Source organism: uncultured Dialister sp. (genome assembly GCF_900541605.1).
GTDB lineage: Bacteria > Bacillota > Negativicutes > Veillonellales > Dialisteraceae > Dialister.
Map to the genome: position 1 here is coordinate 1 of NZ_UQKJ01000017.1, position 25,652 is coordinate 25,652.

Here is a 25,652-nt window from a genome sequence, read left to right on the forward strand (position 1 = left end):
GAAACGGTGAGGAAGTGTCCAAAATCCGGGGGCCTCACTTTCGGATGTGTCCACTCCTCGGGGTCCATTTTAGAATTGTGCGCCGCACATCCACTCCTCACTCCTAACTTTTCCCTCCACCCCTTCCCTTACCATTTGCCCTTTTATGCTATGATGAGAAGAGATTCCTGCATTACGTAAAGGAGCCATCATGCTGACCATAGACCATCTTTATTTCTCCTACACCGGGAAAGAGCCCTGGCTTCTGGAGGACATTTCCCTCCAGGTGCCTGAGGGTTCCTATATTTCCATTGTGGGAAACAACGGGAGCGGCAAAAGCACCCTGCTGAAGCTCATCCTCGGTTTCCTCCATCCTGCAAAAGGCACTATCCGAATGAATGCCCGGCGCATCGGCTACGTACCCCAGATGCCGGGGCGGGACCAGGCCTTTCCCATCACCGTAAGAGAGGTCATCCATTCCTACGGAAAACTGCTTCACCTGAATTCTTTTTCTGTAAAGGAAACCCTTGCCGCCACGGGAATGGAGGATTTTGAGGACGTCCTCATGGGGCGCCTGTCAGGCGGACAGCACCAGCGGGTGCTCATCGCCCGGGCCCTCATGGGAAATCCGGACCTTCTCATCTTGGACGAGCCTTCCACAGGGGTGGACCTCATGAACCAGAGGGAAATTTACCGGGAGCTGTCCCGGCTGAACCGGGAGCGCCATCTCACGGTGCTGGCGGTGGAGCATAACATGGAGGAGGCCGGCAAAGTGTCCACCAGCCTGTACCATGTGGACCAGGGCCACGGCCATCTGTGCAGTGTTTCCCATTATATTGAAGAGTACATCGAAAAGGAGGGCGGCCATGTTCAGTTATAGTTTCATGCAGAATGCCCTTTTCATTTCCCTCTGCATCGCCATCCTCTGTCCCTGCATCGGCATATTTCTCGTGCTGAAGCGGTACTCCATGATTGGCGATACCCTGGCCCATTCTTCCCTGGCCGGCGTCACCCTGGGTCTTCTCTTCCGGGACAGCCCGGTGCTCACGTCCTTTATCTTCACCGCCCTGGCAGGGCTGTCCATCGAATTTCTCCGGCAGTATTTCAAGAAATATACGGACCTCATCCTGTCCATCGTCCTTTCCATTTCTGTGGGCATCGCCATCACCCTTATCAGCAGCGGCCATCTTCATGCCAATGCCGACGCCTATCTCTTCGGTTCCATGCTCACCGTATCCCCTGTGGATATGGCCGCCACCGCTATCCTGAGTCTATTGGCGGTGCTCCTCATTGCGTTCAACTACCACCAGCTTCTCTATATTACCTATGATGAGGACGCGTCCCGTATCGCCGGAGTCCACGTGAAACGGCTGAATTATTTATTTGCGTTCCTCGTGGCCGCTGCCATTTCCGTATCCATCCGGTCCGTGGGCATCCTGGTCATTACGTCCATGATCACCCTCCCTGTGGCCAGCGCCCTGCAGCTCCAGAAAGGATTCCGGGCCACCTTCCTGGCATCCCTGGCCTACAGTTTCCTTTCTATTCTGGGAGGATTCTTCATTTCTTTCTATATCGGCGCTGCCCCCGGCGGCGTAACGGCGCTGACAGCAGCCTTTCTTCTCCTTCTGACTCTATTTGTGAAGCACGTACTTTGAGGTACCTATGAAACTCCTTAAAAAGTGGGTCCTGCTCCTTCTGGCAGGGCTTCTCCTTTCCCTCACCGCCTGCGGACGGGAAGCGCCGCCCCCTCCGGAGGGAACCATCCCGGTAACCGTATCCTTCGGAGCCATGGAAAAGCTGACGAAGGCCATCGGCGGCAGTGCCGTGTCCATTACGGTCATGGTGCCCGACGGCACGGAGCCCCATGACTTCGAACCCCGGGCAGAGGATATGGTAAAACTTTCCCGATCCCGTCTTTTCGTGTATAACGGCATGGGCATGGAGCACTGGGCAGAAAAAGCCATCCGGGGAGCCGCCTCCCCAGGCCTCATCACCGTCGACGCCTCCGCCAGAGTGGCACCCATTCTCCTCACCGATGAAGAGGAAAGGGAGGAGCACGGTGCCTACGACCCCCATACCTGGCTGGGCCTGTCTGAAGCAAAAGAAGAGGCCCGGGCCATTCGGGACGGGCTCATTGCCGCCTCCCCGAAGGACCGGGACCTCTTTATGAAAAATTATGAAGATTTTGCGGACCGTATAGACCGGCTGGAAGAAAAATACAGGGGTTCCCTGGAAAGGGCACCACGCCATGAACTCGTCACCGGCCATGCCGCCTTCGGCTACCTGGCCAGGGACTTCGGCCTCACCCAGGAAAGCGTGGAAGATGCCTTCGCCACCGGCGAGCCGCCGGCCAGGAAACTCATAGAACTCATCGAGTTCTGCAAAGTTCACCATGTGAAAACCATCTTCACCGAAGAAACCATGGACCCCGCCCTTGCCAGGACCCTGGCCGCCGAAGCCGGCGCCAGGGCAGAGACCCTCTCCACCATGGAGGAGTCCGGCGATGAAAGCTACCTTGCCACCATGGAAGACAACCTGTCCAAGCTGGATCAGGCGATGAATGAATAAGGGATAGATACGATAAATAACCATATGTATATGGTTATTTATCGTATCCTGTCCAGTGTCACCGTCCTGTCCCGTTCTACGGAGAGGACTCCTTCTTCTCCGGAAAGACGCTGAACCAGGGCTTCCATATCCCGCGCCCCCAGGGGAGCCGCTGTCTTCAGGGCATACATGTTGAAATTCTTATAGTCATATACCACGGAAAGATGGTATTTCCGGCAGATTTCTTCCATCCCCCTCCTTTTCAGGTCCCCATCCACGGAGACCAGGATAACAGAAGAGGAAAGGCTGTCATTCCCCGGCCGTTCCCCATGGGGCCCGGGGATAAAGCAGTGGAACCCATGGGGTCTCTCCTGCCGGTTTCCGGAATATCCCCAGCAGTCATAGGGACCGTGGGCATCCGCCATAAGCGGGAAACAGAGAGCCCCTGCCAGGGCTGCTGCAATCCATACCGTTTTTTTCATCATACCTCCTGTACATCAATGGATCCTTTCATCGGCCGGAAAGGCTCTTTTTTCCTGCGGGATACTCTTTCTTCACAAAATGGATAAACCGCTGCAGGTTTTCCTGGATGAAGACCCCCTTCTTCCAGAGGATTCCCACCTTGCAGGTGATACCGGGAAGGGGAATCTTTACAAACTTCTCTTCATCCACCGGGATGGAACGATACAGAATGGCACTGCAGGTTCCCCCTTCCAGCGCCTGCAGCAGGGTGATGAGCTGGCTGCAGTACATTTTCACCGGAAGCTCCACATGGCGGGACCGGAAATAGGAAATCACCGTTTCCGTGGACATGGAGTCCGTATTGAAAAGAAGGATGGGCCGGCGGGAAAGGCTGTCCACGTCCACCGCCCCCGCCTTCACCAGGGGATGGTTCCGGGACAGGCAGAATACATAGGAATCCTCCATGATCTGAAAATAATTATAGGTATCCAGGTTGTACATGTCCAGATTGCCCAGGGCCACATCCAGTTCTTCCTTTTCCACCAGTTCCCCTGCCCGGATAGACCCGTATTCGAAGAGTTGTACCGACACCCCCGTCTCCTCCTCGAACCGGTCTGTGAGTTCCGGGATGCATACGGTGGAGAGAATGGGCGGTATGCCGATTCGAAGGGGCTTCTCCGCTTCCCTCCTGTCGAACCGGGTCTTCAGCTTTTCCGTTTCCTTCAGAATCCGCAGGGCTTCCTCATAGAAATCGGCGCCTTCGTCGGTCAGGGAAATCCGATTCCTGCCATGGATGAAAAGGCGGCAGTGAAATTCCTTTTCCAGGTCCCGAAGGGCCGTGGAGACGGTGGGCTGCGATACGTACAGCGCCTCCGCCGCCCGGGTAATGCTGTGGGCCCGGCAGACGGCGCAGAAATAGGAAAGCTGGGTAAGAGTCATGGTCCCTCCTTGAGAATGTCTGCATGCCGGCGGATGGATACGGGCACAGGGCTTCCGGCTGCCAGCGGCAGCAGCCCGGCCATCGTCTCTATCCGCAGCCATGCAAATCCATTTCTTTCAGTATAGCTTTTCCCTATGCTCAAATCAATAGTTTCAAATGTACATAGGCCTGGCAGGGGCCTATAATAACTGCAGAGTGAGGGGAAGCAAAGAGCTTCCCGAAATAAAAGGATTACTGCTGTCTAGGAGGATATAATGAACCACGAAGAACAGGTTGAAAAAATGAAAGATATTATGGCCAAATTTCTTGGCCACACCGCCATCCGTCTTCCGGACGACGTGATTGAAAAGCTGGAAGAACTGCGGGACAAGGAAGATACGCCCCTGGCCAAAGTCATTTACCGTACCATGTTCCGCAACCAGATGCTGGCAGAAAAACTGCAGCGCCCGTCCTGCCAGGATACGGGGGTTCCCCAGTTCTGGATCCGCTGCGGCACGAAATTCCCGCTTATCGATGACCTGGAAAAGCTGCTGCGGGATTCCGTGGTGAAGACCTCCTTCGAAACGCCGCTCCGTCTGAATTCCGTAGAAACATTCAGCGAATACAACACCGGAAAGAACGTGGGCAAAGGCACCCCCACCATCTGGTGGGACATGGTTCCCCATTCCGATCAGTGCGAGATCTACACCTACCTTTCCGGTGGCGGATGCTCGCTTCCCGGCTGCGCCACGGTACTCATGCCCGGTGAAGGCTATGAAGGGGTGACGAAGTTTGTACTGGACCGCATGACAAGCTACGGCCTCAATGCCTGCCCGCCGCTTCTTGTGGGCGTAGGCATCGGCACCTCCGTGGAAACGGCGGCACTGAACTCCAAGAAAGCCCTCTTCCGCCCCATCGGAAGCCACAACGATAACCCAAACGCAGAAAAAATGGAACACCTCCTGGAAGACGGCATCAATGCCCTGGGCCTCGGCCCCCAAGGGATGGGCGGCCATTACTCCGTCATGGGCGTAAACATTGAAAACACCGCCCGCCACCCCTCTGTCATCGGCTGCGCTGTATGCGTAGGGTGCTGGAGTCACCGGAGAGGCCACATTGTATTCGACAAAGACCTCCATTTCAAGACCGATACCCACAGCCATTTCACCTATAACGGCTGATTCGATAGTTGGATTTTATCATAAAAGGAGAAGAAAATGGCTGTTTCAATCGTAGACGGAAATAAAGTACTCACCACCCCCATTTCCCGGGAAGATCTGAAAGATATTCATATCGGAGATATCATTTACCTCTCCGGCGACCTCACCACCTGTCGTGATGTAGCCCACCGCCGGGTGGTAGAAGAAGGCAGGGACCTGCCCGTAGACATTAAGGATAAGGCCATCCTTCACGCAGGCCCCATCATCCGTCCCCACGGGGAAGAGTCCTATGAAATGGTTTCCGTAGGCCCCACCACCTCCATGCGCATGGAAAAATTCGAGTATGAATTCGTAAAGAAAACCGGTGTCCGGGTCATCGTAGGCAAGGGTGGTATGAAGGAAAATACGGAACGGGCCTGCCGTGAATTCGGTGCCATCCACTGCGTATTCCCCGCCGGAAATGCAGTGGTAGCCGCCCAGGAAGTAGAAGAAGTGGTGGATGCCCACTGGAAGGAACTGGGCATGCCGGAAACCCTGTGGCACTGCCATGTGAAAAATTTCGGTCCCCTCATCGTTTCCATCGATTCCTACGGGAAGAACTACTTCGAAGAGAAAAAGGTGGAATACAACAGGCGGAAAGACGAGCAGATCAAAATCATCAGCGCCCAGGTGGGATTCATTAAGTAAACGTCATGAAAACAGATAGAGCCGCCAGCATGGGGCTGCTGACAGCCCCATGCTGATAGCTCAACCCATAAGCATGCCAAACCAAAAGGGAGCAGGACAAATCCTGCTCCCTTTTATGATGCTCCTTATCCCCTTTTCGCCAGGTCAAAGACCTCCTGGAAGGGGACTCCCTTTTCTTCGGCCCGTTTCTTCACCGATTCATACTCCGGATACCGCCGTTTTTCGCCGTGAATGGTGACTTCCTTCACCTTCACCTTACCATAGGCCGTATCTACTTCCACTTCCTCCCGCCGGAGGATGGACCGCATGACCGAGGTGAATTCCCGGATGCCGATGGTGGTGGTCTCGCTGAAGATGATATCCTCCATGGCATCCTTCGTGTCCTCTTTGCAGATCACCGTAAGCTCCCAGGCAGGGCGGTTCTTTTTCATGTAAACGGGGCTGTAATGGACGTCCAAAGCTCCCGCTTCCATGAGGCGCTTCATGGTGTATCCCAGCACTTCACCGCTGGCATCGTCGATGTCACTTTCCAGTTTCACCACTTCATCCTTATCCCCCTGTCCTTCCCCGGTATCGATGAGGAGGGCCCGGAGGATATTGGTCCGTTCTTTATAGTCCCGTTTTCCGGCACCAAGGCCCGTCTTTACGATGGTAAAAGAAGCAGGCAGGCTGTGGGACGTGCAGAGGGCTGCTGCAATGGCTGCTCCCGTGGGGGTTACATACTCTCCCTTCGCTTCCATGATTTCCAGGGGCATATGGCAGGCGGTGACGATATTCAGCGTAGCCGGAACCGGCACCGGAAGCACGCCGTGCTGGCAGCGGACGGAGCCGGTGCCTTCCGAGAGCTTCGGCACAATGACATCGGTAATGCCAAGGGACTCAAAGCATACGGCCGCTGCAATGATATCTACGATGGAATCGATGGCTCCCACTTCATGGAAGTGGACCTCTTCAATGGGCAGGTTATGGGCCTTCGATTCCGCCTCCGCCACGATGCGGAAAATCTTCTTCGCCAGTTTCCGGGCGGATTCCGTCATGTCCGTACCGTCGATGACCGCTTCCACATCCGCCAGATGCCGGTGTTCATGATGGTGGTGATGGTCGTGGTCATGATGGTGGCCCTCTTCGCCATGGCAGTGGCAGTGATGCTCGTGCCCATCACCTTCTTCCTCATGGCAGTGGCAATGGTGTTCGTGATCATGGCCCTCCTCCCCGTCATGGCAATGGCAGTGATGCTCGTGATCATGGCCTTCTTCCCCGTCATGACCATGGCAGTGGTGGTCATGATCCTCTTCCCCATGATGATGTTCTTCTGCCACCGGCAGGGGCCCATAGAGATAGGCCATATCGTGGTCATGGTTTTCGTGTTCTTTGTCCAGGATCACATTGAAATCGCAGCAGTCGATGCCCGCCTTCTGCACCCTGGAGATTTTCACGGTGAATCCTTTGGCAGGGATGGAGTCCAGTGCCTTTTCCAGTACCTTCCGATCCGCCCCCAGGTCCAGAAGGGCTGCCACAAACATGTCTCCCGCAATGCCGGAAGACGCTTCCAAATATAAGGATTTTCCCATTTAAATCTTTCCCCTTTCCGCCAGCCGGTTGATCTGGGTAGCCACATAACCGGCGCCAAAACCGTTATCTATATTCACTGTCACTATGCCATTGGCACAGGAATTAATCATGGTCAGAAGAGCCGACAGGCCATGGAAACTGGCGCCGTATCCTACGGACGTGGGCACCGCAATCACCGGATTCCGTACAAGGCCGCCAATGACAGAGGCCAGAGCCCCTTCCATGCCGGCCACGGCGATGACGCAGTTCGCCTGCCGCACCAGGGCCTCCTTGGATAGGAGCCGGTGGATGCCACTCACGCCGACGTCATAAATCCGTTCCACGTGGCTGCCGAAGTATTCCGCCGTCTGGGCGGCTTCCTCAGCCACGGAAATATCCGCCGTACCACCGGTGCACACGGCGATGCAGCCGATGTGGTCCTTTTCCTTTTCCTGCTTCAGGATATGGGACACCGGGTCATAGGAAATATCCGGCAGGAACTTCTTCACCAGTTCATACTGGTGGGCACTGGCCCGGGTCCCGAAGACTTCCCCATCACAGTCGTAGAGCTTCCTGAAAATCTGTCCCAGGAAAGCGTCGGACTTCCCCTGGCAGTACACCACCTCCGCAAAGCCGGACCGCTTCTTCCTGTCTGTATCCAGCTTCGCAAATCCCATTTCCTCATAGGACCGGTCCGCCGGATTCTCCCGGAGAAGGCTCTCCGCCTCATCAATATCCAGTTTTCCCTGCTTTACCTGTTCCAGAATATTCTTGATATCCATATGGCTCCTATTGCTGTCGATACGACGACTCAGTAATTGAATGAGGAGTTAGGAATTAGGAATGGTGGTGCGGCGCACAATTCATATAGCGCCGCAATAATATAAGATATCAAATACTTTGCATACAAATTTTAGCCTTATGAAGTTCAGCCAGTTTTTAACTATTTGCCGTAATTGGATAAAACGCAAAAATAACTAATACTTGCGGCGCTATATTATTTGTGCGCCGCCACCATCATCCTAACTCCTGATTCCTAATTCCTAATTAACCATCCTGCCTCTCATGGTCTGTAAGTATAGAAATCCTTACTGAATTATTTTTCCAGCACCTCATCCATACTGCCCATGCGGTAGCCCATGAGGTCCATGGTGACGTAGGTGAAACCGAAGGACCGGAAGGCCGCTGCCACTTCCTCGTGAATCTTATACAGATGCCACAGGTCCTCCGGCAGCACTTCGATGCGGGCCATGTTTCCTTCATGGAAACGGACCCGGAGCTGTTTGAACCCTTTGGCGAAAAGGAAATCCTCCGCCTTTTCCACCATGCCCAGTTTGTCTTCCGTAATGGTTTCCCCATAGGGGAACCGGGTAGCCATGCAGGCAAAGGAAGGCTTGCTCCAGGTGGGCAGCCCCGCTTCCTTCGAAAGGGCCCGGATATCTGCCTTGTAAAGCCCTGCATGCCGCAGGGGGCTCCGGACAGCCAGCTCGGAGAGGGCCTTCAGCCCCGGCCGGTACTGGGACGCATCATTCATATTCGTCCCGTCGATGACATAGGCAAATCCTTCCTCCTCCGCCATCTTCTTCAGGGAGCTGAAGAGGAAATGCTTGCACAGGTAGCACCGGTTGGCCGGATTCTCCGCGAATCCTTCGATTTTGAACTGGTCCATTTTGACTACTTTCTGCCGGATGCCTTCTTTTTTGCAGTACTCTATGGCATCCGCCACTTCCCGCTCCGGTACGGAAGCCAGGTTCATGGTCACCGCCATGGCCTTAGTCCCCAGCACCTTTCTGGCCTCATGCATAAGGTAAGTCGAATCCACGCCGCCGGAAAAGGCCAGCACCACGCTGCCCAGTTCCTTCAGGTACGATTCCAGGGCTTCCTGTTTCTTCAAAAGTTCTTCACTCACCATGACAGTATCTCCATTCTTTATACACCGTCCTGACTCCGGGCGCCTGCCGGGAGGATGGAAGGGCGGAAAATACGGCCCGCCAAAGGGCCGCAGGTACTTTATTTTTTCATTATAACATATGAAGCAGGGTTTAACGGAAACAGGGGGAGGACTCCGCTGCAAACGCATCCTGTCGTTAATCAGGAGGTGGGAAAAGGAGAAAGTATGGCAGCGGTGCACAAATCATATAGCGCCGCCCCATGAATTCTGACAGTCTGAAGTCTCCACCAGCCGTAAGCATGCAGCCACCCTGCTGATGAACTCTATCCATCATCCCATTATAAAAGCGACGCCAATGGCGCCGCTTTCTTCAAGCCTTTCCTTCCATCATTTTCCGGATCCGTTCCCTTCTTCTCCGGGCCGCCTCTTCATCAATAATGATGTGGTGGCCCGCCGCCGTAACGAATTCTTCCTGCTTCGGCATCACCTTCTGTGCACCGTAGCGGGCATAATCAAAATCGCCGCCCAGTGCGCAGCTGGCGCAGTCCCGTCCGCTGGCACCTCTCCACATACGATAAAGGCTGTATCCAAACCATGCAGCAATAGCGCATATAATAAGGGCTGTCAAAAAAGTACCCATAGCAGCCGCCTCCTTTTACTGATAATTCTTCTCAGAATTATTATACCACCATTTTAGGGTTCCCACAATAAAAGAAAGAATGCCTCCTCAAAGAGGAGGCATCATTGGATCAGATGAGGATCATACTCCCCGCTGCCAGGAGAAGTCCAAAGGTAAGACGGTTGAACATTTTCTGGTTGATCATGTCATGAATTTTATTTCCCAGATATATTGCAGCGGCCAGGGGAATCACACCCAGCGCCAGAAGTTCAAAGAATTCCGGAGTATACAGACCTTTCTGGTAATCATTGAACATGAGCACCAGATTCAGTACAGTCCATACGGAGGCCACATTGGCCCGGAAGGAATCCTTATCCCGGAAAGTAGCCACAAGGTACACCACCAGCAGGGCCCCGCCGGAAGCGAACATGCCATGGATAATTCCGGCGCCCAGAAGCACGGGGATAGCAATCCATGCAGGCAGGGGAGATGTCCCCTGTTTGAAAATCATATTCTTCAGTGCCACTCCCACGATGATGGCTCCATAGAGAGGAACCAGGATCTGCTGGTTGACTGCGTTATAAAGATGGATGCCGATGGCCATCCCTACCAGCATGAACGCCACAATCCGAAAGAGTTCCCTGCCATTGATATATTTCCGATTCCGGAACATCAGGTACGCACAGACGAGCCAGCAGATAGCATTAATTACAGCCTTTGCCATATCCGGGCCATAGAGAAGAATCGTAGGCGGGATAGAAATCATGACCCCCGCAAATCCGGTCAGTGCCTGCACAATATTAGAAATAAATACAGCCGCCATGAAGAGGGCCAGTTTGATAAATTCAGGAAGCATCATTAAGTCCATAAGTATCACCTTATTCCTGTCTATTTCTTAAAGGCGGATAGTATCGATGTCCGCCGATGCGAATCTTGATGTTTCCATTATAACCCCGGTTTTTGCGGGTTATGTCCCTTTGTTCAATCGGTATAGATTAATCTAATTATGTTATTGATTTTTGTGTAATCAATCTTATTTTCGAATGACTAGATAACAATGTATGTATAACCATAACTCATATTAACAGGTCAATATGATTTAATATCATCGTCGATAAAATCGAGTTTTTTGAAAGAAAGCGGTCTGTTTCAATCATGGAAACCACCGGTTTCCTGTTTTCCCCGGCCTTTGAAAAGCAATCGATATAGAAAAATTTAATATATACCTATAAGCCTATTGGTACCCCTTGACAGGTTTTCAAACTCCCCCGACATCCTGTATAATAGGGAAAGATATTTCCTGAAAAGTGCCACCGTGCAGAAAGGGCTAAACATGGCAGAAACCATTCCATTCCCCCAGGGGAACCGCAAAAAAAATCTGAAAGCTGACATTTTTGACAACTATACAAAGGCAAAGGGGCTGAATTTTTTCAAGCGCCGGGATGTGCATGACTCCTATGATACTTCGGTCTTCATGACCGCCATTCCCGCCGGAAAGCACCACAAGCTGGTGGCTGCAGTCATCACGGACAACAGTATGTACATTCTTCTTCGGGTTCATCTGGGCACTGCCCCCAAAGGGCCGGCAAGGAAGACCTTCATGGCTTTCCTGAATGACCTCAATGCCCATCACGCCATCATGAAATACGTGGTAGGCTCCGATGACAACGTATTCCTCGACGTCACCACCACCACCAGGTCAGAAAAGTTTGACCCCGAAGTAGTTCGCGTTACCCTGGATATGATCATCTACCACCTGGGAGAAGTGTACGACGACATCGCCCGCCGTCTGGATAAGCCCGGAGACGAAACAAACGGATTCAGTCTGTAAGGCTGGTATGACATTATCCCATATATCCCGGGAAAACGGCATGCCCATTAATCAGGAATGAAGGTGCGGCGCACACAATTTGAAAGCGCCGCAAATATATTTATCAGCAAAGCCTCTGAATGACCACATTTGATTTCATCCGCCCCATAGCAACTGCTGGCGGGTTATCAAATTGGCGGCGCTATATAAATAATGCGCCGCCACCACCATTCCTCATTCCTAAATCCTAATTCCTAATTTACTAACTCACCAACTCACCAGCTCGCTGACTCACTATTTCTAAGGAGTTCCTCCCTATGATTCGTCCTATTGTCAAAGATATTCTCTTCCTGGGAAGGAAAGCCGGGAGAGCTTCCTCCAAAGACCGGGCCGATGGCCAGGACCTTCTGGATACATTGGTATCCCACCGGGAAAACTGCGTAGGCCTGGCGGCAAATATGATCGGCAGCACAAAGGCCATCATTGCCATTTATGACGGAGAAAAGGCCATGGTCCTGTATAACCCGGTCATCACAAACCACTCTCCCACCTCCTACGACGCCGAAGAAGGATGCCTTTCCCTTGCCGGACGCCGTCCCTGCCGGCGCTACGACTGGGTGGAAGTGAAATACGAGGATGAATCATTCCACAAGAAAAAGCACCGTTTTAAGGGTTTCACCGCAGAAATTGTCCAGCATGAAATGGACCATCTGGAGGGTATACTGATATGACAGCTGCAAAAACCATGGCCCCGGCCATGGTTTTTATATTGCCTGCGCCCATAACATCGGATCATGTACCTCCGGAGTGACCGGGATTATCCTACTGGGGAAATTCCAATCAAATTCCTGCTCCTTCTTCATGTTCATAAAACAGTAAATAGGTTATAATAGTAAAGATCTCGGTCCGGTTTTATTATTTTGCCGGATTCTGTAGGAGGAACGAATGAATATCACAATCATCGGTGCCGGCAGCACAGCCCTGGCGGCCGCCGCATTTTTTAACCTGAAAAATATCCCCTGTCAGGTCTTTGTCAGGAACCGCATGAAGGCAGCGTTCTGGAATAAGACGCCCCTCACCGTCCGGGGCCGGATGGATGCCTCCTTCTTTGTGCCCGTGGTAACGGACCTCAAAGAGGCCTGTCAGAAAGCGGATATCCTCATGGTCTGCACCCATGCCACGGACCACGAAGCGGTGGTAGAAGAGGTGGCACCCTTCCTCCGGGAAGGACAGTGCCTTCTCTTCATGAACGGCTGCTGGGGAGCCATCAAGGCCTGCCGTGTACTTTCCAAGAAACAGGATGTGCCGGATATCACCATTGCAGAGACTGCCAACATGCCCTTTATTTCCAGACTCTCCCCGGATTACAAATGTCTCGATTTCAAAGCCATGAAAGAGGAAATCGGCTACTCCTGCCTGGGGAAAGAAGGGGAACTCAGCAATCTCTTCCATCTCATGGCGTCCAAGGTGAGCCGGGTAGCATCGCCTGCGTCCACTTCCCTTTCCGCCACGAACCCCATCATCCACGTCACCCAGTGCCTCTTCAATATCACCCGCATAGAAAATGGGGAATCCTTCCATTTCTTTGGTGTCCCCCTGACAAGGCGGGTGGCAGACTACATGGAGGCCTGTGATAATGAACGGATTGCCATTGGTAAAGCTCTGGGCCTTTCCCTTTCCTCCCTGCTGGATGTACTGAATGCTTCCTGGGGAGATAAAAAAGAAAATCTCTATGAAGCGCTCACCGAAAATGAATCCTACAAAACGGTCATGGCTCCTTCTGACCTTAAAGGCCGCTACCTGTCTGAAGACCTGCCCTGCGGTATGGGAAGTCTCCGGGACCTGGCAGATATGATGCACGTAGAGGCGCCTCACATTCGAAGTCTCGTGGATACTCTGTCCCTGTATCTGGGAACAGCCTATACCCCTTTCCTGACACCCCAGGACCTGCGTGTCATTAAAAGCCTGAAATAGGAGCATCTGCCCCCAATGCTGTTTTTCCCAAAAGGAGGATCTCTATGAAGAAATTGCTGGTTACCCTCATGGCTGCCTGCCTGTTTATGGGAGGAACCCAGGCCATGGCGGAAAATTGGATTTCCTTTCAGGACTCCGCCACCACCCAGGTGGATACGGACTCCTACGTGGACAGCGGCCTCCGTTCTTCCCTGAATATCAAATCTCTGGGAAAAGATGGCACCACTATTTCAACCATTGAATTTGACAAAGATAAAAGGGCCTACCGGGTAGCAGAAATGAAGACCTTCGATACTTCCGGGAAGGAAACCCACGAATTCAGGTACAGTGATGATCCCCAGAACTGGAGCCGCCTCGTGCCCCATTCCTTCGGCATGAATCTCTATACCCACTACGTAGCCAATCCGCTGCCCCGTTTCGTGAAGCCCCTCTGGCTCCTGGTCTATAAGGAACAGGGCGTCCGTTTCCATGGCAGCACCTACGATGTAGAAAAGAACACCATCACCTACAAAGACGGGTACGCCACATTCTGGGTCCGCATCTCCTATCCCTGGAAGGACCAGAATTTCTCATCCGTCATTTACCACGTAAAGATGGATGTGCCCCATAAACGGATCCAGACCCTGTCCATGACCCGCTACAGCTACGACGGAAAAATACAGAGCCACGGTGCCGGCACCGCGGACCGGGAAGCCATCGCTCCTGATTCTCCTATGGAGAAAATCCATGACTACATTAATAAGGAACTCCTGGCCGGCCACATCCGCATGCTGTCGTCGCTGTGAGTCATTTTCAATGCTGATGGCCGGAGTCATTTACATCAGGAGCTGATAGCGATCAGATGCCAGCAGCCCTGTGCCGGTTATATCCATCGATCAGCACCCGCAATTACAAACTATGATACGAATCTACACACATACAAAAAATGAAACCGAATCCCAGTCCTGCTATGGCGCCTTCCTGAAAGGAGCCGTTCCGAAGGAAGGATGGATCCTCGTGGAAGGGCCTCACCTGTACCTCTTCCACGAAAAGCCCTCTATTCCCGAGGAAGAAGCCCTGCCGGTCTCTTCCGGCCCGGTGGACTGGATTTTTTCTTCCCTTCCCGAAGAAAAAGCCCGGGCCGCTTATACTGCTTTCCTCTCCGGCCGCCGGCTTCCTGCGGGAAGCGCCCTGGCAGCAGGAGATGGAAAAATCGTCGTTTTCCCGTCGAACACCTGGGAACCGGACCTGGGAATCATGGATATTTACCATCTTCCCTTCGACCCCCTGGAGGAAGTATGGACGCCCCAGGAAATTGCAAAGCTCTATGGCATCGATGCGAAGCGGGTCCAGTCGGACTGCGAGCGGGCCGGAGAGGGAGGACTCTTTGCTTTTTCCGAAGTGAGAAAGTCCGGCACCACCTGGCTCATCCTGAAATCCGCCGCCCTTCGGGTCTATCGAAATGAGAAATCGGAAAAGTTACCTTTGAATCCCCTGCTTCTCGTTTTCTCCACCATAGAAGCCGCCCGTATCTGGAACCGGGACAGCAACGCCGTACGGAGTGCTGCCGCCGGAGCCGGCCACGCTGCCGCCCGCATGCATGAAGGGGACCGGCGGAAATCGGGCCGCACCTGGCTTGTCACGAGAGATGCCATGGACCGCCTCTTCGGCCAGGCCCTGCCGGGCCCCATGAAAGAAGCCATGAAGTGGATGTAAAGGGCCGCCGGACTGTGACTGACGTCAAGGCTAATGAAAAGGCTGCCAAGGGGAACGCCTGCGGCGAAGCGGCTCAAGGGGAACGGCCTGCGGCCGAGGGGATATATAAAATTGGCGGCGCTATATAATTTGTGCGCCGCCACCACCATTCCTAATTCCTAATTCCTAATTATTTTTGCGCTGATCCATCCCCTTCAGCCACTTTCCAACATTCCCAGCCCCAATCTCCTTCCCCTTGCATTCTCTCCTATATATGTGTTATATTGAACATAATTGATATGTTATCCATAAAAGCAAGGACAAGAGAGAGTACATGGATGGAACCATACCAGAGAGCCCCGGTGGTGGAAGGGGGCATGGGAATTTCATGGAAGTGCCTCTTCGAGCAGGCGGGCTGAAGAAATGTAGGCCGTCCGGGGTGCCCGTTACAGCTCACAGTCACAGTTACTTGCCAAGGTTTTCCCGGTGACGGGAAAGCGAATTTGGGTGGAACACGGAAATCTCCGTCCCATGGGATGGAGATTTTTTATATTGTTTATAACGAAAGAAGGCTCTGTATGTCCCTCGTATTGCAGGCGGAACACATCCGCAAATCCTTTGGAACCCATCCGGTGCTGAAAGATATCAGCCTGTCCGTAGAGAAGGGCAGCGTCGTCTCCATCCTGGGCCCCTCGGGCACCGGGAAGACCACATTTCTCCGCTGCCTGGACTACCTGGAAAAGCCGGACGCCGGAAAGCTCACCATCAGCGACGTATCCGTCGATTTTACCCATATCACGAAGAAGGAAATCCAGCAGCTCCGCCGGAAATCCACCATGGTTTTCCAGTCCTTCAACCTCTTCAAAAACAAGACGGTCCTGGAAAACGTGACGGAAGGCCTCATTTACGGCTACGGCAAAACGAAGAAAGAAGCCAATGAAATCGCCATGAAAGAGCTGGAACGGGTGCACATGGCGGATTATGCAAAAATGTACCCCTCCGCCCTCTCCGGCGGCATGCAGCAGCGGGTGGGCATTGCCCGGGCCCTGGCCCCCAGGCCGGACGTGATTCTCTTCGATGAACCTACGTCCGCCCTGGATCCGGAGCTGGTGGGGGAAGTGCTGGATACCATCGCCTCCGTTGCCACCCTGGGTATCACCATGATCATCGTCACCCATGAAATGCACTTCGCCAGGGAAGTGTCGTCGAAGGTGGTCTTCATGACCGATGGCCACATCGTGGAAGAAGGGACCCCCGATGATATCTTCACCCACCCAAAGGAAGAAAAGACGAGGCAGTTCCTCCAGCGCATGTTGAAACGGGAAGAGGGATAAAATGCTGACCTTTAATGTTTCCTATTTCCTGGGCCTCTTTCCAAGGCTCTCCACGGCCCTGCCCTTTACCATAGAAGTCATCATTGCCTCCATCGTCCTCTGCCTTTTCTTCGGCACCCTGGTTGCGGTGATCCGCATCGCAAAAGTGCCCATTCTTCACCAGATCTGCGAAGTATGGCTGTCCTATAACCGGTCCATGCCTTTCATTCTGGACCTGTACCTGGTGTACTTCGTGCTGCCGGTCATCGTCCGGGCCCTTCACATCAGCCCCGACGGCTGGCCTCTCACGGCCTACGTACTCATCGCCCTGTCCTTTCACTACACCCCGGTGATTTCCGAAATCATCCGCCCCGCCTACCTGTCCGTAGATAAGGGACAGACCGAAGCGGCCATGGTCTTCGGCCTCTCCCCTTTCCACCGGGTGGTCCACATCATCGCCCCCCAGGCCCTGCCGGTGGCACTGCCGGGCCTCGTAAGCGAAGCCATCAATATCCTGAAAGACACGTCGGTCATGTACTTCATAGGCGTGGTGGACCTCATGGGCCGGGCGGGCCTCATCATCAACGCCAATTACGGCCAGGGAAAACTGGAAACCTACTGCGCCGTGGCACTCATTTACTGGGCCCTGGTCATTCTCGTGGAGCTGGCGTTCCATCTGTTCCAGAAGTATAACAGCAGAGAAGTAAGGAGGGCATAAAATGATAGATTTTTCCATATTACCGACGGCTCTCCTCTTCATCGCCAAGGCCATTCCCAATACCCTCTTCATGGCCTTTATCAGCCTGTTTTTCGGCATCGTTATCGGCTCTGCCATTGCCGTGGCCCGGGAACGCTGCGGTAAAGGGGTAAACGGTCTCTTTGCGGTATTCGTTTCTTTCCTCCGCGGCGTACCGGCCATCGTACAGCTTTTCATTGTCTATAATTCCCTGCCCTTCCTGCTGACTCCCCTCATTTCATCCGTCGTCGGCCACACGGTGAAGCCCTTCGACGTATCCCCCTACTGGACCGTGTATACCACATTTATTCTGTACAACACCGCCTACCAGTCGGAAAACGTGCGGGGCGCCCTGCGGGCCGTGGAAAAGGGGCAGTATGAGGCCGCCGTGGCCATGGGCATGACCCCCTTCCGGGCCTTCACCCGCATTATCTTTCCCCAGGCCTTCCTGGTGGCCATGCCGGCCTTCTTCACCTACTACCTGAAGACCATCAAACTTCTGGCCCTCGTATTCACGGTGAAAGTGGTGGATATGTTTGCGGAAGCCGACATTTTCTCCGCCCTCTACAACCGGCGCACGGAGCCTTACATCGCCGATGCCATCGCCTACTGGGCCGTGGCCATTATCCTTACCTTCTTCTTCTCCTGGTGGGAAAAGAAACTCCGGGAAAAGATGTAAGTATTGGACCCGAGCCTGCAAGCCGGACTGCCCGCACCTTTCTTGACTCATTTCCTTCTCTCCCCTACAATGGAGACATGTACACGGAAGGAGCGATTTCCATGAATATAAGAGAAGAAACCCTGCAGATGAAACAGGCCTCTCCCCTGCTGGCAGCCACGCCCTTAACCCAGAGGAACCAGGCCCTGGAAAACATCCGGGACACCCTCACCGCCCATAAAGAAGAAATCTTTGCAGCCAACCGGAAGGACCTGGCCCTGGCCGAAGAAAACGGGGTGCCCCAGGCCGTAAAGAAGCGGCTGAAATTTGACGAAGGAAAACTTGCCGACGTGACGGCGGAACTTACAAGCCTCCTCTCCCTGCCGGACCCCATCGGAAAAGTAACCCTCCATCGGCAGCTGGATGAAGGGCTTATTCTCACCCGCATTACCTGCCCCATCGGCGTCATCGGCGTCATTTTCGAAGCCAGGCCCGACGCCCTGGTCCAGATTTCCTCCCTCTGCCTGAAGAGCGGCAACTGCGCCATCCTGAAAGGCGGGAAAGAAACCACCTATACAAACCGCATCCTCTTCTCCCTCATCCACGAGGCCGCCATGGCGGCGGGGCTCCCGGAGAAATGCCTCCTCCAGGCGGAGCAGCACAATGAAATCGACGAACTCCTGGAATGCCAGGGCTCCGTGGACCTCCTCATTCCCCGGGGCTCCAATGCCTTCGTGCAGTACATCATGCACCACACCAGCATCCCCGTCCTGGGCCATGCAGACGGGGTGTGCCACATTTACGTGGATAAGGACTACGATATCGAAAAAGCCATCCCCATCATCATCGATGCCAAGACCCAGTACACCGCCGCCTGCAACGCGGTAGAAACCATCCTGGTCCACCGGGCCATTGCCAAAGATTTCCTGCCGAAACTGGCCAGAGCCCTCCGGGATCACAACGTAGCCATCCGGGGCGGTGAAGGGGTAGATGATATCATTCCCGCCCAGCCCATGGACAAAGAGGCCGGCTGGCACAAGGAATACCTGGACCTCATGCTTTCCATCGGCCTCGTGGACAGCGTGGATGAAGCCATCCGCCACATCAATACCTACGGCTCCCACCATACGGACTCCATTATCACCGAAAACGATGCGACCGCCGAACGGTTCCTGACCTTAGTCGATTCCGCCGGGGTCTACCGGAACGTATCCACCCGCTTTGCCGATGGCTTCCGCTACGGCTTCGGTGCAGAAGTGGGCATTTCCACCTCCAAAATCCACGCCCGGGGCCCCGTAGGCCTGGAAGGACTGGTTTCCTATAAATACCGGCTCATCGGAAACGGCCAGGTCGTAGGGGACTACGCCTCCGGGAAAAAACACTTCCACTTCAGGGATCTGTAAAGAAGCGTCCAGGCTGCAGCCCGGCAGGTTGGGAAGTGGGTTAGTGAGATAGTGAGATAGTGAGACAGGTTGGAAGGGTTGTAAAGGTTGGTGAGGTTGATTCAATCTATTCAAGCCTTCCAACCTATCCAACCTATGAGACTTACCCACCGCCCCCGTCATTTCGAGCGGAGGTAAGCGTCGTGATGAGTATATCTGTAAAAATGGTATGTGAGAAGGAGTCGAGAAATCTCCCTGGTATATGACTGTGACGGTATTTCAGCATTATCTGCCGGGAAAAGGCCTGTATTCCCGAACACAAGAAAGATTTCTCGACTCCTCGGAGCTGTAGCGATTCTGGACTGAATTCTCATATAGCATGCTCACACCGCTCGAAATGACGGAATACGGGCAGAGCCATTCTTCGTGGTATACCATTTTACACAATTGACTCCATCCCTCCCCCATCATTTCGAGCGGAGGCAAGCGCCGTGATGAGTATATCTGTAAAAATGGTATGTGAGAAGGAATCGAGAAATCTCCCTGGTCAATGACTATGACGGTGTTACAACGTTATCTGCTGGAAAAAGCCCTGCATTCCCGAGCCCGAGAAAGATTTCTCCACTCCTCGGAGCTGCAGCGATTCTGGACTGCAGAGCCATTAAGCATACTGCCACCGGTCGAAATGACGGGGTGTGGGAGGGGTCATTTTTTCAGAAATACCGTTATCACTCCAGGTGACTATATTCCCCTTAACGTCATTTCGAGCGTTGGTAAGCGTCGGAGTGAGAGAAAACATAAGAATCGTATGTGAGAGAGAGTCGAGAAATCTCCCAGATAGATGACTGTGACGGTATTCCGGAAAAAGATTTGAGAATTGAGGTCCAGCGGCTGCATCACCGGTCGAAATGACGGGATGCAGAAAGCGCCGTGCTTCGTGGTATACCATTCTCCTGAAATGATTCCACCAAAAGGGAGCCGAGAAAGATGATTTTTCATTTTTCCCGGCTCCCTTTTTGTCCTTTCTCCTCCCGCCGTGCTATGATTAAAAGCAGAAAGCACTTCATTCTGAATTTTCAGGATGCCCGGTCCCTGCCAATGGCTCTGCCCGGCGCCAAGCGTCCCATGAATCCCAATTCTATTCTTTAAGGAGTCCCCATGTCTCTTACCCCTATTATCCTCATTATCCTTACCTTTATCGTAAACTTCATCATGGACTTTTCCTTCTGGTCCATCATGCTGTCTTTAGCCTACATGGGCGGCATGTCCACCGCCGGCAGCGCCAGTGACCTTGACCTTCTGGTGAAGCTTTCCCTGGCCTCCGTGCTCATTCCGGGTATTCTGGCGGAAATCGGGCCCTTTGAAAGGATTTTCGTCTTCTCCCAGGGCGGGCGGAAGGCCTACGGAGAAGATGCCATGCTTCTGGAAGAGGGGCTTCATGAAATCTGCCGCCGGGGAAACCTGGATCCCTCGGACTACCATCTCTACGTGGGACTTCGAAACGAGTACAACGCCTTTTCCCTGGGAAAGAGTATCGTGGTCTTTGCGCCGCTGCTCCGGCAGTTCCCGGAGGGGGAGGTCATCGGCGTCATGGCCCATGAAATGGGACATATCCGGAACGGCCATACCTGGGCGAACCTCCTCTGCGTGGGCATGGAATGGTTCGGCCAGATCATCGTCATGGTGTACAACACCATTTTCTTCATCTGCCGCCTTCTCATCTGGATTCCTTTTCTCGGCATTGTCATCAACCTTTTTGCCCTCTTCATCAGTCTCCAGTACAATATTCTCTACTTCATTCTCCAGATCCCCATGCTCCTTATTTCCCGCTTCGGCAGCCGGAAAGAGGAATATGAAGCGGACGCCTACGCCTGCCATCTGGGCCTTGGCCGGGAACTGGCAGGAGGCCTCCTCCGCATAGAATCCATCTACGGCGGAGGAAACTCCGGCTTCTTCCAGAGCCTCATGAACGACCACCCGGACACCCCCAAGCGGATTGAACGGATACGGAAGATCATGGGGGATAAGCACAGCGCAAATTCCGACGTATGGGACTAAAAGCGTGCCCGGGCAGCGGCCTTCGACCGGGGCTCTGCCCTTTTGGCAAGGCGGTGGCCGGTCGGCCATGGCTAAGGCTGCCGCCTGGGCTCAAGGAAGAATATATACTTTGCGGCGCTATATTATTTGTGCGCCGCATCCACCATTCCTCATTCCTCATTCCTAATTCCTAATCAATAATTAATAAGGAGTTTCTATGAAGGAAAAACTGACAAAACTTCGGAAAGAGAAGCACTGGTCCCGGTACATTCTCATCATTCTGGGCCTTGCTGCCGCCCTTTTCTGCCTTCTTCTCCTTTTTGCAAAAATCCTGAGCTACGGCGCCGCAGGCCTCTTCAACTACGCCGCCTCCCGGCAGGACATGCTCCGGGGCACCATTACCGTGGAGTCCATCACCGCCAATATCCACGGCGGTGTCACCTTTACGAATCTTGCCTGGGACGACCCGGAGGGCAACCCTATCCTCCGGGTCCCTGCCGGCTCCTTCAAGGTGAATCCCTGGGATGTCCTGCAGAAGAGATTTGTCTCCACCACCCTTAAGGAAATCACCCTGGAAAGTCCGGTCTTTGCGGTCCACTTCGACGAAGACATGAACGTGGACTTCGTAAACCGGAAAGAGGGCGAAATCAAGCAGGATAAAGAAAAAGACAGGGAGAACAATAAAAACCTGGAAGACCGGATTTCCAACTTCAACCGCCAGGGAAAGCCCCTGGACTTTACCATCACCGTCCACAACGCACGGATGGAGGCCTTCTACCGGCAGCGGCGGTACCTCATGAACCACGTGGCCATCAACGGCCGCATCAATACCCGCGGCCTGAGCCGGCTCTACATCAAAACCGGTGAATTCGGCGGCACCATGGTGGGGGATGGGGTGGAAGCGGACTGTGAAATCAATTTCAAAGAAAAAGAACTTCCCTCCACCATCACCGTCACCGCCATGGGGGTAGATCCTTCCTCCATGGGCCTTGGCGATGGCATCCACGATAAGATGACCCTCACCGCCTCCGGCAGCGGGCCCCTGGCCCATCCCATCGGAGACGGCACCGTCACCATACCGGAACTCCACGTGCCGGCCCTGGACTTCTACGACGTGAAAGGGGACATCCACTACGACGACGGAGAAATGACCTTTTCCGACGTGAACGCCCGGGTCTACGGCGGCACCGTCACCGCCTACGGCGACTACAACATTGACAGCCGGGCCTATAACATCTACCTCCACGGGGAAGACCTGGACAGCCGCATCCCCACGAAGGAGCCGAAATTCTACTGCCTCGTCACCCTGGACGGCGAAATCCACTGCGACGGCGACGTGAAGCACCTCGTAGCCTTCGGCAACTTCTCTTCAGGCGGAGGCTTCTACAGCCTCATCCCCTTCAACGGTATTTCCGGCACCTTCAACAACCGCTACCGGGCCCTGGACTTCTACGATGTCACCATCGACACCAACTTCGGCCTCATCCGCACCGACGCCTTCCACATCATCGACGGCAAGCTCCATCTGGGTACCATAGAGCTGGTGGACAGGGAAACCGGCAAAACCATGAGCGTCGCCGATGCCAGAAACCGGGAAGGTCCCATGAAGACCATCAAACAGATCCAGCAGAATATAAAGGAAATCAAAGAACAGGCAAAGAATCTGAAGCCGTGAGGGAAGTGGCTTAAGGGTAATGCCCTGCGGGCGAGAGAGCGTGAAAAAATTAGGAATGAGGAATGAGGAGTTAGGAATGGATGTGGCGGCGCACAGTTCATATAGCGCCGCCTTATGAAATCTGATGGCGGCAAAGCCGCAGGACCTTAAGGAAGCGCTGATTAATTCGCAGAGTTAGATTTTATAAGGATTTTTATGCACTGCTTCGTCATAACGTTAACTCCCAATTCTAAAAAAGGCCCCCGATTCCATAGAATCGAGGGCCCTTTTATGCTCTCACTTCACCTCCACCGCAGCGGAGAGGCGGCGGACGGTGTCCTTCAGTTCCGCCAGTTCTTTATCCTGCGCTGCCAGCCGGGTCTCGTAGGAGGAAATCTTCTCATCCTGCGCCTTGACCCGGTCCTGGAGGAATACGATTTCCCGGGCCATGACGGTCTTGGAACAGGACGTATCCCCGGAGCCCCGCCCCAGTTTCAGGCTCACCCCGGCGTTCCACATGTTTTCCCCGTTGCCGAAGCTGCCGCCCAAAGAGAACATAGTTCCCTCATTGGGCCGGTAGAAGGCCCCCAGCGCCATGGCATGGGCATTCCGGTAACTCCCCACGGAAGCGGCGAAATCCCATTTATCATCGGGGTCGAAGTCCAGGGGATGCAGCCCCGCCAGCGCTGCCGCCCCGGCGCCCACCTTATTCACCCGATGCCCCAGGCTGTGGACATCACTCTGGAGGGAGATGATGGAGTCCCCGTTCAATGCCACCTGGTGGTCCAGGGCCTCGATATTTTGTGTCGCGCTGTTATCCTTCCGGATGTAGATACCGTCATTCGATACCCGGGTTTCCTTATATACAGTCCGGCTATTCACCGCATTGGTGGAGTCACCGGCAATGTCGGTATCTGCCACATTGGAAATGGTAGTGCCCCCATTTCCGGCGAGGGTAATCTTCGTCTGATCTACAGATTTTCCATCACTGTCCATATCATACTTTACGGTCCGTCTGCTCAAAGCTTCCAACGCCCGGTTCGTCCCATAAAGCTGACTCCCATTGATGGCGTCGGTGCTGTCCGAAGAAATCCGCCCCGGCGCCACATTGGTAATAACCCGTTGGAGTTGGGTATTAAAATTGCCGACACTGATAATCCCATTTTCCTCAGTAGGATTCCCTGCAAAGTTATAGGTATTTCCATCCAGCGTCATAGACGTCTGGGCTTTCGTAAAATCATAGCTCGTTACTGAACCGGATCCAATAGCAGCGCTATTTTTTAAGGAAGCATTTGCTCCTCCTCCCAATGCTATAGAGTGGTCTGCAGAAGAGCGTGCCGGACCACCATACCGATTATCGAAGCCGATTGCAATGGATCCCTCCGCTTCAGCCTGTGCCACATATCCCAAAGCAATAGCCCCTGCTCCTGAAGCTTTGGAACCATATCCCATACTAGTAGATTCCCATCCTGAAGCTTCGGAACTGGAGCCAACAGCTGTACTGGAATGCTTGGCAGCCTTTGCAGAGTAGCCCAATGCCGTAGAATACTCCCCAGTTGCCGCCGAATCACATCCCAGGGCACTGGATTGGCCACCATAAGCTGTAGAATAAGCACCGATGGCAGTATTATCCGAAGTGGTATCCCTATGCACCTCGAAAACAGGAAGACCATCTTTCTTGACCGGATTACCATCCTCATCGAAAAGCTGCTTGCTATGGGTCAATCCGGTACCGGCATTGGCTCCTCGTCCTATTGCTACGCCATTTTTCCCTGTGCAGAGGCTATGCCGCCAAGAGCGACTCCATCTTTTTCGGAATTACTCTCGAAACCGATGGAAACAGCATAACCCTGCCCCCTGCTTTGATAACCAATAATCACATTACCGGAAGATGGATATTCATAATCCACGAGTTTTTTCCCCTTCGTAATTTTTGTGCCATCATTCTCTTCCGTCCATATCTGCGGATAATCAGAAGAACCATTCCCAATAATTATATTACCAGCAGTTCCTGAGCTATTACCGGATTTTATTTCTTTGCCAATGATAGTCGCATTTGATTCCCCGGTTACTGAACCGATTGCAATGGATGGATCCCTCGAATCATCATTTTTTGCCAGATTATGTAATATAGTAGAATCATCCATAGACCCAGCTGCCCAAACAGGATATCCCACTGTCAATGCCACGAAAAGACAGGCGAGAAGCCTTTTCTTTTTCATTCCCCGCAAAAATACCATGGGTCCGTTCATCATTTCCTGCTCTCTTCCTCCTGATTCCCTACCCCAAAACAAACATCGTATAATTCATAGAATATCATAAGAAGCAAAACGGAATTTATAAATCTTTTTTAGAAATAAGTATAGAAAGAGACTATAGCTAGCTGCATGACCACTATAAATAGATAAAAAAGCTGCTTATCCCAACTTTTTGAAAAGCCCAGCATCCTCCACGACAAGGAAGATTCCTCCGCTCCTGCCGCTTCGAGGCAGATCCATCCCCCGGCCTTTGGCCGTCCCCTTTCTCCAATGGAAAGCGCATCGTGCCAGGGAAGCGCTGATTAATTCGCAGAGTCAGATTTCATAAGGATTTTTATGCA

The 25,652-nt window shown here is 53.3% G+C and carries 25 protein-coding genes and 1 other annotated feature; of the genes, 16 read left to right on the top strand and 9 right to left on the bottom strand.

Annotation, left to right across the window (positions count from 1 at the left end; genetic code table 11):
- The first annotated feature begins 190 nt into the window (after nucleotides 1-190).
- From QZR21_RS02355 to QZR21_RS02365, 3 genes are read left to right on the top strand one after another with little or no spacing between them, the layout of a single operon-like run.
- The gene (locus QZR21_RS02355) at nucleotides 191-859 is read left to right on the top strand and encodes a metal ABC transporter ATP-binding protein (protein WP_296098014.1); all 669 of its coding nucleotides are present in this window, start codon (nucleotides 191-193) and stop codon (nucleotides 857-859) included.
- Complete coding sequence (locus QZR21_RS02360; protein WP_296098016.1) at nucleotides 846-1,634, top strand: metal ABC transporter permease; 789 nt, start codon at nucleotides 846-848, stop codon at nucleotides 1,632-1,634. Before QZR21_RS02355 ends, QZR21_RS02360 begins: the two co-directional genes overlap by 14 nt.
- A 7-nt stretch (nucleotides 1,635-1,641) precedes the next feature.
- Complete coding sequence (locus QZR21_RS02365; protein ID WP_296098017.1) at nucleotides 1,642-2,547, top strand: metal ABC transporter solute-binding protein, Zn/Mn family; 906 nt, start codon at nucleotides 1,642-1,644, stop codon at nucleotides 2,545-2,547.
- Between the two features lie 38 nt (nucleotides 2,548-2,585).
- On the opposite strand, the gene QZR21_RS02370 is transcribed toward QZR21_RS02365, so the two are convergent.
- Both QZR21_RS02370 and QZR21_RS02375 read right to left on the bottom strand, forming a co-directional pair.
- A complete protein-coding gene (locus tag QZR21_RS02370) occupies nucleotides 2,586-3,011 on the bottom strand; it encodes a hypothetical protein (protein ID WP_296973567.1) in 426 nt (141 codons plus the stop codon).
- 25 nt (nucleotides 3,012-3,036) lie between these two features.
- The gene (locus QZR21_RS02375) at nucleotides 3,037-3,927 is read right to left on the bottom strand and encodes a LysR family transcriptional regulator (protein ID WP_296973570.1); all 891 of its coding nucleotides are present in this window, start codon (nucleotides 3,925-3,927) and stop codon (nucleotides 3,037-3,039) included.
- A 255-nt stretch (nucleotides 3,928-4,182) separates the two neighbouring features.
- Between QZR21_RS02375 and ttdA the strand changes: the two genes are divergently transcribed.
- Both ttdA and ttdB read left to right on the top strand, forming a co-directional pair.
- Entirely contained in the window at nucleotides 4,183-5,088 is a 906-nt protein-coding gene (ttdA, locus tag QZR21_RS02380; RefSeq protein ID WP_296098023.1) for a L(+)-tartrate dehydratase subunit alpha, read from the top strand.
- A gap of 36 nt (nucleotides 5,089-5,124) precedes the next feature.
- A complete protein-coding gene (ttdB, locus tag QZR21_RS02385; RefSeq protein ID WP_296098025.1) occupies nucleotides 5,125-5,754 on the top strand; it encodes a L(+)-tartrate dehydratase subunit beta in 630 nt (209 codons plus the stop codon).
- 125 nt (nucleotides 5,755-5,879) lie between these two features.
- On the opposite strand, the gene larC is transcribed toward ttdB, so the two are convergent.
- The 5 genes from larC to QZR21_RS02410 form a co-directional block, all read right to left on the bottom strand.
- Nucleotides 5,880-7,325, bottom strand: coding sequence for a nickel pincer cofactor biosynthesis protein LarC (larC, locus tag QZR21_RS02390; protein ID WP_296098027.1), 1,446 nt, complete (start codon nucleotides 7,323-7,325; stop codon nucleotides 5,880-5,882).
- Nucleotides 7,326-8,087, bottom strand: a complete 762-nt coding sequence (gene larB / locus QZR21_RS02395) for a nickel pincer cofactor biosynthesis protein LarB (RefSeq protein WP_296098028.1) — start codon at nucleotides 8,085-8,087, stop codon at nucleotides 7,326-7,328.
- 314 nt (nucleotides 8,088-8,401) lie between these two features.
- Nucleotides 8,402-9,217: an ATP-dependent sacrificial sulfur transferase LarE gene (gene larE / locus QZR21_RS02400; protein ID WP_296098030.1), complete on the bottom strand. Its 816-nt coding sequence runs from the start codon at nucleotides 9,215-9,217 to the stop codon at nucleotides 8,402-8,404.
- Nucleotides 9,218-9,566: 349 nt separating this feature from the next.
- Complete coding sequence (locus QZR21_RS02405; protein WP_296098031.1) at nucleotides 9,567-9,836, bottom strand: hypothetical protein; 270 nt, start codon at nucleotides 9,834-9,836, stop codon at nucleotides 9,567-9,569.
- A 109-nt stretch (nucleotides 9,837-9,945) separates the two neighbouring features.
- Complete coding sequence (locus QZR21_RS02410) at nucleotides 9,946-10,683, bottom strand: sulfite exporter TauE/SafE family protein (protein ID WP_296098033.1); 738 nt, start codon at nucleotides 10,681-10,683, stop codon at nucleotides 9,946-9,948.
- Between the two features lie 465 nt (nucleotides 10,684-11,148).
- Here QZR21_RS02410 and QZR21_RS02415 point away from each other — a divergent pair, with 465 nt between their 5' ends.
- From QZR21_RS02415 to QZR21_RS02465, 11 genes are all read left to right on the top strand, one after another.
- Nucleotides 11,149-11,646: a hypothetical protein gene (locus tag QZR21_RS02415; RefSeq protein ID WP_296098035.1), complete on the top strand. Its 498-nt coding sequence runs from the start codon at nucleotides 11,149-11,151 to the stop codon at nucleotides 11,644-11,646.
- A gap of 296 nt (nucleotides 11,647-11,942) precedes the next feature.
- Nucleotides 11,943-12,356 carry a peptide deformylase gene (locus QZR21_RS02420; protein ID WP_296098037.1) on the top strand — a complete coding sequence of 138 codons (414 nt, stop codon included), beginning with the start codon at nucleotides 11,943-11,945 and terminating at the stop codon, nucleotides 12,354-12,356.
- Between the two features lie 214 nt (nucleotides 12,357-12,570).
- Nucleotides 12,571-13,599: an NAD/NADP octopine/nopaline dehydrogenase family protein gene (locus tag QZR21_RS02425; protein ID WP_296098038.1), complete on the top strand. Its 1,029-nt coding sequence runs from the start codon at nucleotides 12,571-12,573 to the stop codon at nucleotides 13,597-13,599.
- Nucleotides 13,600-13,643: 44 nt separating this feature from the next.
- Nucleotides 13,644-14,384 carry a hypothetical protein gene (locus QZR21_RS02430; RefSeq protein ID WP_296098040.1) on the top strand — a complete coding sequence of 247 codons (741 nt, stop codon included), beginning with the start codon at nucleotides 13,644-13,646 and terminating at the stop codon, nucleotides 14,382-14,384.
- A gap of 112 nt (nucleotides 14,385-14,496) precedes the next feature.
- Nucleotides 14,497-15,294 carry a helix-turn-helix domain-containing protein gene (locus QZR21_RS02435; RefSeq protein WP_296098042.1) on the top strand — a complete coding sequence of 266 codons (798 nt, stop codon included), beginning with the start codon at nucleotides 14,497-14,499 and terminating at the stop codon, nucleotides 15,292-15,294.
- A 287-nt stretch (nucleotides 15,295-15,581) separates the two neighbouring features.
- Nucleotides 15,582-15,808: a binding site (T-box leader), on the top strand.
- Nucleotides 15,809-15,851: 43 nt separating this feature from the next.
- Nucleotides 15,852-16,607 carry an amino acid ABC transporter ATP-binding protein gene (locus tag QZR21_RS02440; protein ID WP_296098043.1) on the top strand — a complete coding sequence of 252 codons (756 nt, stop codon included), beginning with the start codon at nucleotides 15,852-15,854 and terminating at the stop codon, nucleotides 16,605-16,607.
- Nucleotide 16,608: 1 nt separating this feature from the next.
- On the top strand, nucleotides 16,609-17,304 hold the full coding sequence (locus QZR21_RS02445) for an amino acid ABC transporter permease (protein WP_296098045.1): 696 nt from the start codon (nucleotides 16,609-16,611) through the stop codon (nucleotides 17,302-17,304).
- A gap of 1 nt (nucleotide 17,305) precedes the next feature.
- The gene (locus tag QZR21_RS02450) at nucleotides 17,306-18,001 is read left to right on the top strand and encodes an amino acid ABC transporter permease (protein WP_296098047.1); all 696 of its coding nucleotides are present in this window, start codon (nucleotides 17,306-17,308) and stop codon (nucleotides 17,999-18,001) included.
- Between the two features lie 101 nt (nucleotides 18,002-18,102).
- Nucleotides 18,103-19,383 carry a glutamate-5-semialdehyde dehydrogenase gene (locus QZR21_RS02455; RefSeq protein WP_296973581.1) on the top strand — a complete coding sequence of 427 codons (1,281 nt, stop codon included), beginning with the start codon at nucleotides 18,103-18,105 and terminating at the stop codon, nucleotides 19,381-19,383.
- 1,137 nt (nucleotides 19,384-20,520) lie between these two features.
- Complete coding sequence (locus tag QZR21_RS02460) at nucleotides 20,521-21,420, top strand: M48 family metalloprotease (RefSeq protein ID WP_296098051.1); 900 nt, start codon at nucleotides 20,521-20,523, stop codon at nucleotides 21,418-21,420.
- A 196-nt stretch (nucleotides 21,421-21,616) separates the two neighbouring features.
- On the top strand, nucleotides 21,617-23,074 hold the full coding sequence (locus QZR21_RS02465; RefSeq protein ID WP_296973584.1) for a hypothetical protein: 1,458 nt from the start codon (nucleotides 21,617-21,619) through the stop codon (nucleotides 23,072-23,074).
- Nucleotides 23,075-23,350: 276 nt separating this feature from the next.
- Here the strand turns inward: QZR21_RS02465 and QZR21_RS02470 are convergent, their stop codons facing one another.
- Nucleotides 23,351-24,706 carry a YadA-like family protein gene (locus tag QZR21_RS02470; RefSeq protein ID WP_363926300.1) on the bottom strand — a complete coding sequence of 452 codons (1,356 nt, stop codon included), beginning with the start codon at nucleotides 24,704-24,706 and terminating at the stop codon, nucleotides 23,351-23,353.
- Nucleotides 24,707-24,810: 104 nt separating this feature from the next.
- Entirely contained in the window at nucleotides 24,811-25,308 is a 498-nt protein-coding gene (locus tag QZR21_RS02475; RefSeq protein WP_296098059.1) for a hypothetical protein, read from the bottom strand.
- Nucleotides 25,309-25,652: the final 344 nt, after the last annotated feature.